This window comes from Spiroplasma endosymbiont of Dactylopius coccus (assembly GCF_977110965.1).
Genome location: NZ_OZ373019.1, coordinates 975,178 through 989,338, shown reverse-complemented (window position 1 = coordinate 989,338; position 14,161 = coordinate 975,178). Strand labels below are relative to the sequence as shown.

Sequence of the window (14,161 nt, the reverse complement as noted above, 5' to 3'; positions counted from 1 at the left end):
TTATTCGGCCTATTATGAAATAAAGTTACTGTAGCTAGAACCAAAGCAGAAGTTTGTATAAAAGTGGTAGAAGTTTCAAAAACATTAGTGTTATTAAAAATGGAAGAACCGATAGAAGTAGTAACAACACTATTCAAAACATTTAAATAAATATTTATAGATTTAATTAAAATTTATAATATGTTATAAAAAGATAGGTAATGTTTAGTAATTTGTGTAACTTACAAAAATAACTATGTTTAATTAATTCTATAATAAAACTAGAAAGAGTGAATTACAGATGGCTAAAAAGCAAAATATTAATAATAATGATCCAATATCAAAAGCAGTAGATTTATTATTAGAAAATACTGAAGATTTAACAACAGTTTTTAAAGAGGGAGGTTTGTATAAAGAATTAACAAAAAGATTAGTAGAAAAAATGTTGAATTCTGAGATGCAAAATTATTTAGGATATGATAAGAATCAACATAGTAATAGTGACAATGCTCGTAATGGTATAAGTTCAAAAAAATTAATAACTCAACAAGGTAAAATTGAGATTGATGTACCACGAGATCGCAATAGTAATTTTAATCCTGTAATAATTGCAAAAAGACAAAGAAGATTTGATGGTTTTGATCAACAAGTTCTTTCTTTATATGCAAAAGGTATGACATTATCAGATATTAGAATGCAATTACAAGAGTTATATCATGGTGCTGATATTAGTGAAAGTGTTATTAGTCAAATTACTGATGATGTTATTGATGATGTAAAAGCATGGCAAAATCGACCATTAGATAGTATTTATCCGATTGTTTATTTTGATTGCATAGTAGTTAAAATACGACAAGATAAACGCATTATTAACAAATCTGTGTATATAGCTTTAGGAGTTGATTTAGAAGGTAAAAAAGATGTTTTAGGCTTATGAATTAGTGAAAATGAAGGTTCTAAATTTTGATTAGCCAATTTCACAGAAATGAAAAATCGAGGCTTAAATGATATTCTTATTGCTTGTAGTGATAATTTAACAGGAATGTCAGAAGCAATACAATCAGTTTATCCTAAAACAGAACATCAATTATGCATCGTTCATCAAATTAGAAATAGTTTGAAATATGTCTCATATAAGCATAGAAAATCTCTAGTTGCAGATTTAAAACCAATTTATACTGCATGGTAGTGAAGAACAAGCAATGCAGGCTTTAGAAACATTTGAAAATAAGTGAAATAAACAATATCCTCAAATTGCTAAATCTTGATATAAAAATTGAGAAAATTTGATAGTTTTTATTAGTTATCCAACAGAAATTAAAAGAGTAATTTATACCACAAATGCTATTGAATCTGTTAATAGTCAATTACGAAAAGTTATCAGAAATAAAAAAGTTTTTCCTAATGATATGGAAGAATTGAAAACATTTTATTTAGCAATTGAAAATATAACAAAAAAATGAACAATGCCCATTCAAAATTGAAATACAGCAATTGCTCATTTTATGATAAAATTTGAAGATAGAATTAATCTTAACTAGTACTTTGTAAAACAAAGATACACAGATTTCTAAAAAGCCTCTAAAGATATTTTAATATTTTTTGAAATTTCATCTGTATGATTAGCAATTGTTGGTAAATCTTGTTCTTTATTGATTAATTTTATAGTATTATTATTTAATTGTCTTTTTTCATCAAATACTATCATTTGTTCTTCAGTAAACTCTTGTACTTGTTTTGTAGTAAATGTTTGTATTTGTGGAATTATATCTTCTAGATTTAAATTATAATTATCTCTTTTCATCGTAGATGTATAATGTGGTTTATATTTATTTATTGAATTTTCTGAATTTAAATTATTATCTAATGTTTGTGTTTTTAAAGATTGTTGATAATTCATGAAATTTGTTTGATTATTAATTATAAAATTTAATTGATCACTTATTGAATCTAAACTAGTATTTGTTCAATCTTTAATATCTTTATTATCAATTGATTTGGTAGTTTCTTCATTAAAAAATGGTGCACTTAATATTAGTAACTTAAATCAATAAGTTGGACTAAAATACTTCATTTTAAATACCTCTTGTTTAAACATAAAAACTCATTTATTTTTAAAATAAAGCAATAGTTAAAAAACCTTTTTTAAGTTTTTACATTTTTATTAATCTAAATATCTATTGAGATTATAAAATTTTATAAAAATAAAGCAATAAAGAACTAGACTTATTCCATAATTTAAATTTTAAAAAGTCAAGTAGAAAATAAATGTGTGTAATGTTTTATATTATCAATATTTTAAGTAAATAGGTTTTTATTTTCTTATTTTGTAATATTAAGATATAATGAAAAAAGTAATATAAAAAAATAAAATTATTTTATAATTTAAAAAATAATTTTAACTATAATAATATAACATAATTATGAAATTATTAATTTACATTTCTAAATGGTTTTATTTTTTATAAATAAAATTTATATTTTAGATGTCTTTGTCATTCTTAATTGCTTTAATATCTTTTTTTAACTGTTCTTTTAAAAATTTAATATCATTCTCACTATTTTTTACTTTTTTTAATGCTTCAATTTTAACTTTAGTATCTTTTTTTAATGCTTGAATCTTATCATTTTTTTCAGATCTAATTAACAATTTGGTTCCAACTTTCTTTGTTAAAATGTGTAAACCCCTAAAAGGGTATTTTTTTAATAAAAGTTTTTCATCTTCAATTAATTCTTGATTGCGAGAAGCAATAACAGTAGCTTGTAAACCACCAGAAATATTAACTGCAGTTCTGCCCATATCAAATAAACCATCTAAGGCACCAATAATACCATAAACAGCAGCATAATAGCTACCAAAACCAAGACCACCTAAAACACCAGCTGTTACAACAGCAGCAGTTCCTGGTACTCCCGCAATTCCTAATGAAGCAACTAGTGTTACAATTAAACCATTAATAAATAAAATAGCGATTGTTCAGTTGGGAAAATTACCAGGAAGGATAACACTAAATCATAAGAAAGATAAAATAATTCCAGCTTGCACTCCAGCACAGCCACTTAAACCTATTGTTGTTGAAAGCGGCATTACTGTATCACTACCTTCTTCTTTCACTTTTAAATCTTCTTTTAAAGTATTCATAGCGATTGGTAAAGCGGCATTAGAAGACTGCGTTGTAAAACCAGCAATAATTGGTTTCTGTGCTTTTACTAATCAACGATAAGGATTAATACCAAATAAATATAATGATAATAAATGTCATAAGAAAGTAATAAGTAGTGCTAAATAAGCAACTCCAATAATAATGCCAATATTAGCAAGTGCACCAATTGGTTGATTAATAATTGCTGTTGCTAGCATACTCATAACAGCAAATGGCATAATTTTAATAAACATCATTAATATTGAAATAATAATTTTTCACATTGTTTCTAAAGTGTTTCTTGCTTTGTCCATTCGTTCTTCATTATGCTTAGTTAGTTTTTTAATTGCAAATCCAATTAAAGCACCAAGGACAATGATTGGAATAATTAATGTTTGAGTAAAAACACCAATTAAGCTGCTAGGAACGTAACTAATGATAATTTCGGGAATTGTTTTGGCAGTAGTTTTATCGTAACTACCACCATCAGTTAAATTAAAACCTTGGCCAATTTTAAAAGCAATTCCTAGTCCAAAGGCAATAGTAAAAGCAATAGCCACATTTATTAATAAAATAGTAATACCAACTCCTGAAACTTTAGTTATTGTTTTTGAGTTACTATTTTTTTTACTAGTAATTCTAGCGATAGCTAAAAATACTAATGGAATAGTTAACATAGTAATACCAATAATAAAAATAGTTTTTAATAATTCAATTCAGTGTACAATTTCTGCAACTCAGGGTATATAGTCAGGATTAGGTTTTATTGGTGTTCCAGGTAAGTTAGGATAAGTAATGTTATGACTATTAAAACCAGTAATAGCTTGGATAGTAATACCAAAAATTAGTCCTAATCCCATTGCAGTAAAAATACGAATTGGAAATTTAGGTTTAGTTTTTTTAATAAAAATAGAAAGTGCTAGGATAATACTAAAAAAGACAATTATCCCGATTAGACTTTGTCAGTGTGAAATACCAACAAAGTCTCTTAATAAGTTAATATTGTCACTACTAAGAGTTGTCATAGTTGCTACCTCATTCTTTTTATTTTTTATAGGTTATGACGATGTTACTTTTCTGCTTGCTATATGAATAATATCACTAGTACGAGCAAAAGGAGGTGAATAAACTAAATCTAAATTTTGTAAATCACGGATGTCCATTTTATTTCAAATGGCAGTAGCAAGAGCATTAATTCTTAATGTGGCATGATTATAACCTGCCATTTGTGCTGCCAGTAATTGGAAATTTGTTTTATCATAAAATAGTTTTAAGTATAAAGGACGAGATTGTTTTAAGTATCTTGGTAGATCATAATCTTTAATATAAACACTACCAATTTTATTTTTATCAATCGTATCAAAACTACCAGTTTTTGTTATTTCTAAATTACCAACACGTAAAATACTTGACCCTAAAGTTCCTGGATATTTATGTTCTGGGTTTTTAATATTATCAGCAATAATACGTGCCATTTTATTAGCATTAGTTGCCAAGGGAACATATATTGATGATTTATCAAATTGACTATATATTTGTGTACAATCACCACCACTATACATATTTGAAAACTTTTTTGTAACATTTTCTTTAGAAGGAATTTGACAGAATTCGTTAATAATAATTGCTTTATTTTTGTTTAATTCAATATTGCTATTTTGTAAAAAATTCGTATTTGGTTCAAAACCAACTGCTAGTATTACTAAATCACAAGGTATTGTTTTTCCATTTTTTTTATCATTTACACTTCTTAAACGCAAATCATTAACATTATTATGAGTCATCATTAGTTCTTCAACTTGATAGTTTAGTAAAATAGTGACATTGTTTTTTGATTTAGTTTTATGATTAATATTTTTTTTGGTTAGTTCATCATAAATTAATTGACTAAATTCTTTATCAACAACGTCTGCCATTAATCGATCTTTCATTTCAACGATTGTGACATCTTTTTTTTGTTTTAAGCACGCTTCTGCCATTTCCATGCCAATAAATCCACCACCAATAATAACTATTTTTTTAGCATTTTTCATTGCTTTTTTTAGATTTATGGCATCTTCTTTAGTGAAAACATTATAAACATTATGTGGTAAAATACCATGACTAAAAGGTGGCGGAATTTTTGGTTTGGCTCCTGTTGCAATAACTAAGGCATGATAAGATACAACTTTTGCTTTAGTTTTATCGTCTATTGTTTTTTTGACATGAATTTCTTGTTTTGCTGTATCGACTTTAATAACATTTTGATTTAAATGAATTTTAATTTTATTTTTATTATTAGTTTTTTCTGAAAAATCTTTTTTTGTACGGTCATTTAAAAGTTTTTTATCTTTAAATTCATTAGCAATATAATAAGGAATACCACAAGCACCAAGTGAAATATAGTTTTTTTCTTGATAAACATGGATATCAAAGTTTTTATCACTATTTTTTTCACTACGTAATAATTTACTCGCAACTCCCATCCCAGTCGCACCAGCACCAATAATAATAACTTTAATTTTCATTTTTATCATCGCTCCACTCTCATTAATTATAATATATATTTAATAAAAAAATCAATTAATAGTGTTTATCTTAAGTATTGATTCATTTTTGAACAAATTCTAAAGTAGTGTCACTAATACCCTTATCAGTTACTAAATTATATTCATTAACAACTGTGTGGTCTAAATCACCAATTAAAAAACTTTGACCGTGGTTAGCATCAAGGATAGTGTATAATGAACTTTTTTTTGGTATTTCATAGCGAATTTTTTCTTGAAATAATTCGTTAGCATTAGTGTAGTTAATAAAGTGATCATTTTGACCGTGAAGAAATAACATTGGCATATCAGGTATTAGTTTTAAATATTTAATTGGTTGTATTTCTTGTAAACCATCAACACCAAATGTTTTTTGTGCTTTTTTACGACTTAATTTCAGCATTAAATTAGTAGGTAAGAAAGCATAGTTGTATAGTTTTTCACTATAGGTACGATCTAAGCGACTAAATGTACAATCAGAAATAATGAATTTTACTTTTTGATTAATTTTATGTTTTGCATATAAATTGCTTCACATTACTACTGTTGCGCCACCTAATGAAAAACCATATAATCCTAAAGCAGTAGTTTCTTGTTTATATGTTTTACAACAGTATTCAATAATGTCTTGTAAATCTTGTGATTCTTTTAAACCAAAAGTTGTTGGTGATGCATCACTTTCACCATGGTTACGAGCATCATATCAAATAACATTGTAGCCAGCACGTAAAAAAATGAAAGCTTGTTTAAATATTCAAAATCTTGTATTAGTTATTCCGTGTAATAGAATTATTGTTTTATTATTATTTTCATTTTTAAGAGGACTTTTTAAAAGATTACCGTATAATGTTAAATTATCAATTGATGTTTTAATTGAAAAAGGAATTATATTTTCATGTTTTTCTAGGTATTCTCAATATTCAAAATACATTGGCCATTTTGCTAATTCAATTTTAACTTTCGGTTGAAATTGTGAATTATATTGCAAGCATGCTTTAAACATTTCAATTGAATTTATATTAACTTTTTGTCTTAATTTTATTCTATTAATACTACTTTGTTTCATTTGTTTTCCTCACATTTTAGGTCATACATTTTAATAGTCGACATTATTTAGTATTGTTGGTTTTGGTTTACAACGAATATATTTTTTATATTTTTTATAAAGTATAAATTTAATATATTTGTATTTGCTAACTACGTGTTGTCCATTATTTTTACTATTTCGTCGTAAACAGGGTTTTACTTTTTTGATTTTAAAAGTACCAAAATTAGGAATAGTAATTACTTTACCTAGTTGGTTAATATTTTTAATTTCTTCAATTACACAATTAAAAACTATTTCAATATCTTGAATGTTAAATTTAGTTTTATCTGATACTCTTGCAATTAATTCTTTTGCGTTCATAAAAATCAACCCTATCTGTTTGCCCATATCCTTCTAATATTATTTTATATTATTTTATTTATAAAATGTAATCTTTAAATTTTTCGTACTTTGCTTGTTAATAATTTTATATATAAAAGGCATTTTACATATTTAATTTGAATAATTTTAACATTAAAAATAATAAGAATCAAAGATAAAAATTTCTTTATTATATTCAATAGTATAAGTAAGTATATTCCTTAACTATAATTATAATTTCTATAAAATGTAATTACAAAAATAAAAGTGTTTGACCATTGCTTTAGTTTTAAAGCAAGTGGTTTTTTATTTTTGAAAGAAAAGAAAGAGAGGTTTAAAATTATTCTAGATATAGCGACAACAAATGTTTCAATAAGTGATATTGAAAATAAGATTAGAAAATTTAAAGAAAATTTAGAAATTTTTAAAAAAGAATTCACATTTTTCATAAATGAAAGTGTTGAGGAACAACGTAATTATAAACAAAGATATCAAGATATTTTATCAGAAGAAGAATTAGAAAATAGTAAATATGAAAAGGATTTAGCTTATAAAGAAGATGATTTAAAAAACTTAAAAAGTCATATTGAAGATTTAACAAAAGTAGCACTAATAATCAACTTAGAAATCAAACATTGGATGAAAAAATAGCAAAAGTTCAAAAAGAATTAAAAATAATAAGAAAAGAAATTAAAGCTTTGCAAAAAGATAAAGAAGAGTTTAAAGAAAAAATCACAAAGATAGATAAAGATACTTTTCAAGAAACTCAAAAAAATATTGAAGATTTCCAAGCTACTATGAGAACAAAAATAAAATATGTTGAAGTAGTATCAACCTTAATTGAAGTTAATTCAAGTGATGCAAACATACAAAAGCATTGAGATGCATTATGAATCGATTATAATAATAAAGTTAAAAATGCAAAAGAAAGAATTCAAATTTTAGAAACAAAAATTTCAAGTTATAAAAAACAAATTTTGGAAAACGAAAGTAGTATTAAAAACCAAAAAAAAGAAATAATATTACTAACGCAAGAACAATTAAAGTTAGAAATTGATATAAAAAAAATTAAACATAAAATTGAAAAAAAATATAAAAGAAATAAGGGATAAATTAAGTGAAATTAATAATAAAATGAATAGTTGTTTTAGTGAAAATAAATTGAATATAACCAAAAAGAGTAATGATATTATTAATTTATTTAATGAATTTAAAACTTTTCATGAAAAAATAAAAGAAGATTTTAAGTTTTTCATTACAATAAAAGAACAAATAGATAAATTTTTAGGTGAATATTTTTTTATTAAAAACTCTAAAATTGAAAATTCTATATCAATAGTTACTGATTATGATGCTGCACTTAAAATTATTATCAAGAATTTCACTACTTTTTTTGGAGAAAATAAATATGGTGAATTTTTAAAAAGTATAAAACAGTTTAATAACTATAAAGAAAGTAATGCTCAACAAGAATTACAACCATCAACTTCTAGTGTCATTATTTAGTGATAATTTCCTATTAGTTATCGAGTAAAATTTCCCAAAAGTGAAGTTAAATATACTTGGTGATAAATATGGAAAGAAGCATGACTATGAAAGAAAAATATAAATATAAGATTATAAACGACATTACTATTAAAAAATTATCTAAGCATCAAGCTAAAAGTAAACTTAACTTAACTATTAGAAGAATTAATCAATTAATTCAAATTTTTAATAGAGAAGGTAAAATTGGTTTTATTCATAAATCACGTAATAAAATTTCTAATAAAGCAACAAATATTAAAATTAAAAATGAAATTATAAACTTGTATAAAACCAAATATTATAATTTTAATTTTCAACATTTCCATGAGAAATTAATTAATGAAGAAAAAATTAAAATTTCATATAGCACACTTTATACTATATTAATTAAAGAAAAACTCACTTCACCAAAAAAACATAAAAATAAGAAAAATAACTTACATCCAACAAGAAATCGTAGAACAAATTTTGGTGAATTAATTCAAATGGATGCAAGTAATCATCATTGATTTGGTAATGATAAACCAAAAGCATTTTTACATGCTGCAATTGATGATGCTACAAGCAATATTGTCGGGCTATGATTTGATCATCAAGAAACATTAGATGGTTATTATAATGTCTTTTATCAAATTTTAACTAAATATGGCATACCAAAAGCATTTTATACTGATAACAGAACAGTTTTTGGATATAAGAAAAAAATCGATGCGGGTAAAATAAACACAGAAAATGACACTTATACTCAATTTCAAAAATGCTGTAATGATTTGGGTGTTGAAATAATTAGAACTTCAATTCCACAAGCTAAAGGTCGAATTGAACGCTTATTTGGAACACTTCAAAGTCGATTAATTAGCGAACTAAGACTTAATAAAATTAAAACTTTAGAAGAAGCTAATCAATTTCTTAAAACGTACATAAACTTTTTTAATAAACAGTTTGCTTTTCCTATTGATGATAATAAATCTGCTATGATTAAAGCTCCTACACAAGAAGAAATAAATATTTATCTTTCAAGATTTTCTAAAAGAAAAACAGATAGTGGTTCAACTATAACATATTATAGTAAAAAATATTTTCCTTATAAAAATAACAAAGTTCAATATATACAACCTAGAACTGATGTAATTGTACTTAAATCATTTATTAATGACTTATATCTTAGTTACAATAATCAAATGTATGAACTAAAAGAAATAGCTTTAAAACCAATTATCAAAGAAAATTTAATAAAAACTAAAAAAGTTTATATACCCAATAAAAATCATCCTTGAAGATATGGATATTAATAATTCCTAATTAAAGTTATATAAGATTTACATTTTGTGAATACTAAAATATAAATTTTTAAATCATTTGTATATGAGCAAATTTGGTGACCTAAAATTGATTTTAAGGTAATGTTTAGTAATCTGTGTAACTTACAAAAATAACTATGTTTAATTAATTCTATAATAAACCTAGAAAGAGTGAATTACAGATGGCTAAAAAGCAAAATATTAATAATAATGATCCAATATCAAAAGCAGTAGATTTATTATTAGAAAATACTGAAGATTTAACAACAGTTTTTAAAGAGGGAGGTTTGTATAAAGAATTAACAAAAAGATTAGTAAAAAAATGTTGAATTCTGAGATGCAAAATTATTTAGGATATGATAAGAATCAACATAGTAATAGTGACAATGCTCGTAATGGTATAAGTTCAAAAAAATTAATAACTCAACAAGGTAAAATTGAGATTGATGTACCACGAGATCGCAATAGTAATTTTAATCCTGTAATAATTGCAAAAAGACAAAGAAGATTTGATGGTTTTGATCAACAAGTTCTTTCTTTATATGCAAAAGGTATGACATTATCAGATATTAGAATGCAATTACAAGAGTTATATCATGGTGCTGATATTAGTGAAAGTGTTATTAGTCAAATTACTGATGATGTTATTGATGATGTAAAAGCATGGCAAAATCGACCATTAGATAGTATTTATCCGATTGTTTATTTTGATTGCATAGTAGTTAAAATACGACAAGATAAACGCATTATTAACAAATCTGTGTATATAGCTTTAGGAGTTGATTTAGAAGGTAAAAAAGATGTTTTAGGCTTATGAATTAGTGAAAATGAAGGTTCTAAATTTTGATTAGCCAATTTCACAGAAATGAAAAATCGAGGCTTAAATGATATTCTTATTGCTTGTAGTGATAATTTAACAGGAATGTCAGAAGCAATACAATCAGTTTATCCTAAAACAGAACATCAATTATGCATCGTTCATCAAATTAGAAATAGTTTGAAATATGTCTCATATAAGCATAGAAAATCTCTAGTTGCAGATTTAAAACCAATTTATACTGCATGTAGTGAAGAACAAGCAATGCAGGCTTTAGAAACATTTGAAAATAAGTGAAATAAACAATATCCTCAAATTGCTAAATCTTGATATAAAAATTGAGAAAATTTGATAGTTTTTATTAGTTATCCAACAGAAATTAAAAGAGTAATTTATACCACAAATGCTATTGAATCTGTTAATAGTCAATTACGAAAAGTTATCAGAAATAAAAAAGTTTTTCCTAATGATATGGAAGAATTGAAAATATTTTATTTAGCAATTGAAAATATAACAAAAAAATGAACAATGCCCATTCAAAATTGAAATACAGCAATTGCTCATTTTATGATAAAATTTGAAGATAGAATTAATCTTAACTAGTACTTTGTAAAACAAAGATACACAGATTTCTAAAAAGCCTCGATTAGCAGTAAGACAAATTTATAATTCACAAAGTATAAAAACACAAATAAAAATATTATTAAAATCTCCTTTTATTTGATTGAATAAACAATTTCAAAAATATAAATATGAAGTAACGTTAAATCAATATCAAGCTCAATTAGAAAAATTAGAAAAAGAAATCCAAAAATTAGAAACAAATAAAGGAGGGCGAAATTTTTCTAATAAATTTTGAGTTATTATTAGTTGTGGTCGTTTTAATAATAGTAGAAGTAATGAAATTAAACAACAAAAAAAGGCAAAATTATATGAAATTAAACAAAAGATTTCTGGATTAAGAAATCAAGCAACTATGCAATCTCAATCTTCAACATCTAGACATGCTGTATCTTGAAATGAAATGGAGAGGCTTTTTAGAAATCTGTGTATCTTTGTTTTACAAAGTACTAGTTAAGATTAATTCTATCTTCAAATTTTATCATAAAATGAGCAATTGCTGTATTTCAATTTTGAATGGGCATTGTTCATTTTTTTGTTATATTTTCAATTGCTAAATAAAATATTTTCAATTCTTCCATATCATTAGGAAAAACTTTTTTATTTCTGATAACTTTTCGTAATTGACTATTAACAGATTCAATAGCATTTGTGGTATAAATTACTCTTTTAATTTCTGTTGGATAACTAATAAAAACTATCAAATTTTCTCAATTTTTATATCAAGATTTAGCAATTTGAGGATATTGTTTATTTCACTTATTTTCAAATGTTTCTAAAGCCTGCATTGCTTGTTCTTCACTACATGCAGTATAAATTGGTTTTAAATCTGCAACTAGAGATTTTCTATGCTTATATGAGACATATTTCAAACTATTTCTAATTTGATGAACGATGCATAATTGATGTTCTGTTTTAGGATAAACTGATTGTATTGCTTCTGACATTCCTGTTAAATTATCACTACAAGCAATAAGAATATCATTTAAGCCTCGATTTTTCATTTCTGTGAAATTGGCTAATCAAAATTTAGAACCTTCATTTTCACTAATTCATAAGCCTAAAACATCTTTTTTACCTTCTAAATCAACTCCTAAAGCTATATACACAGATTTGTTAATAATGCGTTTATCTTGTCGTATTTTAACTACTATGCAATCAAAATAAACAATCGGATAAATACTATTTAATGGTCGATTTTGTCATGCTTTTACATCATCAATAACATCATCAGTAATTTGACTAATAACACTTTCACTAATATCAGCACCATGATATAACTCTTGTAATTGCAATCTAATATCTGATAATGTCATACCTTTTGCATATAAAGAAAGAACTTGTTGATCAAAACCATCAAATCTTCTTTGTCTTTTTGCAATTATTACAGGATTAAAATTACTATTGCGATCTCGTGGTACATCAATCTCAATTTTACCTTGTTGAGTTATTAATTTTTTTGAACTTATACCATTACGAGCATTGTCACTATTACTATGTTGATTCTTATCATATCCTAAATAATTTTGCATCTCAGAATTCAACATTTTTTTACTAATCTTTTTGTTAATTCTTTATACAAACCTCCCTCTTTAAAAACTGTTGTTAAATCTTCAGTATTTTCTAATAATAAATCTACTGCTTTTGATATTGGATCATTATTATTAATATTTTGCTTTTTAGCCATCTGTAATTCACTCTTTCTAGGTTTATTATAGAATTAATTAAACATAGTTATTTTTGTAAGTTACACAGATTACTAAACATTACCGCATTTGTGGTATAAATTACTCTTTTAATTTCTGTTGAATAACTAATAAAAACTATCAAATTTTCTCAATTTTTATATCAAGATTTAGCAATTTGAGGATATTGTTTATTTCACTTATTTTCAAATGTTTCTAAAGCCTGCATTGCTTGTTCTTCACTACATGCAGTATAAATTGGTTTTAAATCTGCAACTAGAGATTTTCTATGCTTATATGAGACATATTTCAAACTATTTCTAATTTGATGAACGATGCATAATTGATGTTCTGTTTTAGGATAAACTGATTGTATTGCTTTTGACATTCCTGTTAAATTATCACTACAAGCAATAAGAATATCATTTAAGCCTCGATTTTTCATTTCTGTGAAATGGGCTAATCAAAATTTAGAACCTTCATTTTCACTAATTCATAAGCTTAAAACATCTTTTTTACCTTCTAAATCAACTCCTAAAGCTATATACACAGATTTGTTAATAATGCGTTTATCTTGTCGTATTTTAACTACTATGCAATCAAAATAAACAATCGGATAAATACTATCTAATGGTCGATTTTGTCATGCTTTTACATCATCAATAACATCATCAGTAATTTGACTAATAACACTTTCACTAATATCAGCACCATGATATAACTCTTGTAATTGCAATCTAATATCTGATAATGTCATACCTTTTGCATATAAAGAAAGAACTTGTTGATCAAAACCATCAAATCTTCTTTGTCTTTTTGCAACTATTACAGGATTAAAATTACTATTGCGATCTCGTGGTACATCAATCTCAATTTTACCTTGTTGAGTTATTAATTTTTTTGAACTTATACCATTACGAGCATTGTCACTATTACTATGTTGATTCTTATCATATCCTAAATAATTTTGCATCTCAGAATTCAACATTTTTTTACTAATCTTTTTGTTAATTCTTTATACAAACCTCCCTCTTTAAAAACTGTTGTTAAATCTTCAGTATTTTCTAATAATAAATCTACTGCTTTTGATATTGGATCATTATTATTAATATTTTGCTTTTTAGCCATCTGTAATTCACTCTTTCTAGGTTTATT

10 protein-coding genes and 4 pseudogenes are annotated in these 14,161 nt (G+C 24.8%); 7 read left to right on the top strand and 7 right to left on the bottom strand.

The window, feature by feature from the left end:
* The first annotated feature begins 280 nt into the window (after window positions 1-280).
* Window positions 281-1,520 (top strand): annotated as a pseudogene (locus tag ACXUB0_RS06200) (IS256 family transposase).
* A gap of 29 nt (window positions 1,521-1,549) precedes the next feature.
* Here the strand turns inward: ACXUB0_RS06200 and ACXUB0_RS06195 are convergent.
* From ACXUB0_RS06195 to ACXUB0_RS06175, 5 genes are all read right to left on the bottom strand, one after another.
* Complete coding sequence (locus ACXUB0_RS06195) at window positions 1,550-2,053, bottom strand: hypothetical protein (RefSeq protein WP_458258116.1); 504 nt, start codon at window positions 2,051-2,053, stop codon at window positions 1,550-1,552.
* 408 nt (window positions 2,054-2,461) lie between these two features.
* Window positions 2,462-3,982: a dicarboxylate/amino acid:cation symporter gene (locus ACXUB0_RS06190; RefSeq protein WP_458258115.1), complete on the bottom strand. Its 1,521-nt coding sequence runs from the start codon at window positions 3,980-3,982 to the stop codon at window positions 2,462-2,464.
* Window positions 3,983-4,180: 198 nt separating this feature from the next.
* A complete protein-coding gene (locus ACXUB0_RS06185; RefSeq protein ID WP_458258114.1) occupies window positions 4,181-5,638 on the bottom strand; it encodes an FAD-dependent oxidoreductase in 1,458 nt (485 codons plus the stop codon).
* Window positions 5,639-5,699: 61 nt separating this feature from the next.
* On the bottom strand, window positions 5,700-6,713 hold the full coding sequence (locus tag ACXUB0_RS06180) for an alpha/beta hydrolase (protein WP_338988026.1): 1,014 nt from the start codon (window positions 6,711-6,713) through the stop codon (window positions 5,700-5,702).
* Window positions 6,714-6,743: 30 nt separating this feature from the next.
* Window positions 6,744-7,055, bottom strand: a complete 312-nt coding sequence (locus ACXUB0_RS06175; protein WP_458258113.1) for an HU family DNA-binding protein — start codon at window positions 7,053-7,055, stop codon at window positions 6,744-6,746.
* 312 nt (window positions 7,056-7,367) lie between these two features.
* On the opposite strand from ACXUB0_RS06175, the gene ACXUB0_RS06170 reads away from it, so the two are divergent.
* The 6 genes and pseudogenes from ACXUB0_RS06170 (at window position 7,368) to ACXUB0_RS06145 (ending at window position 11,778) form a co-directional block, all read left to right on the top strand.
* The gene (locus ACXUB0_RS06170) at window positions 7,368-7,706 is read left to right on the top strand and encodes a hypothetical protein (RefSeq protein WP_458258112.1); all 339 of its coding nucleotides are present in this window, start codon (window positions 7,368-7,370) and stop codon (window positions 7,704-7,706) included.
* Complete coding sequence (locus ACXUB0_RS06165) at window positions 7,691-8,167, top strand: hypothetical protein (protein WP_458258111.1); 477 nt, start codon at window positions 7,691-7,693, stop codon at window positions 8,165-8,167. The genes ACXUB0_RS06170 and ACXUB0_RS06165 overlap by 16 nt, the downstream gene beginning before the upstream one ends.
* A 22-nt stretch (window positions 8,168-8,189) precedes the next feature.
* Window positions 8,190-8,561 (top strand): hypothetical protein, encoded by a 372-nt coding sequence (locus ACXUB0_RS06160; protein WP_458258110.1) that lies wholly within the window; start codon window positions 8,190-8,192, stop codon window positions 8,559-8,561.
* Window positions 8,562-8,629: 68 nt separating this feature from the next.
* A complete protein-coding gene (locus tag ACXUB0_RS06155) occupies window positions 8,630-9,874 on the top strand; it encodes an ISNCY family transposase (RefSeq protein WP_252319521.1) in 1,245 nt (414 codons plus the stop codon).
* A 191-nt stretch (window positions 9,875-10,065) separates the two neighbouring features.
* Window positions 10,066-11,303, top strand: a pseudogene (locus ACXUB0_RS06150) (IS256 family transposase).
* Window positions 11,304-11,424: 121 nt separating this feature from the next.
* The gene (locus ACXUB0_RS06145) at window positions 11,425-11,778 is read left to right on the top strand and encodes a hypothetical protein (RefSeq protein WP_458258109.1); all 354 of its coding nucleotides are present in this window, start codon (window positions 11,425-11,427) and stop codon (window positions 11,776-11,778) included.
* On the opposite strand, the pseudogene ACXUB0_RS06140 reads toward ACXUB0_RS06145, so the two are convergent.
* Together ACXUB0_RS06140 and ACXUB0_RS06135 are read right to left on the bottom strand one after the other, a co-directional pair.
* Window positions 11,771-13,008 (bottom strand): annotated as a pseudogene (locus ACXUB0_RS06140) (IS256 family transposase). The gene ACXUB0_RS06145 and the pseudogene ACXUB0_RS06140 sit on opposite strands and share 8 nt — an antisense overlap.
* A gap of 80 nt (window positions 13,009-13,088) precedes the next feature.
* Window positions 13,089-14,134 (bottom strand): annotated as a pseudogene (locus ACXUB0_RS06135) (IS256 family transposase); the annotation flags it as partial.
* Between the last annotated feature and the right edge of the window lie 27 nt (window positions 14,135-14,161).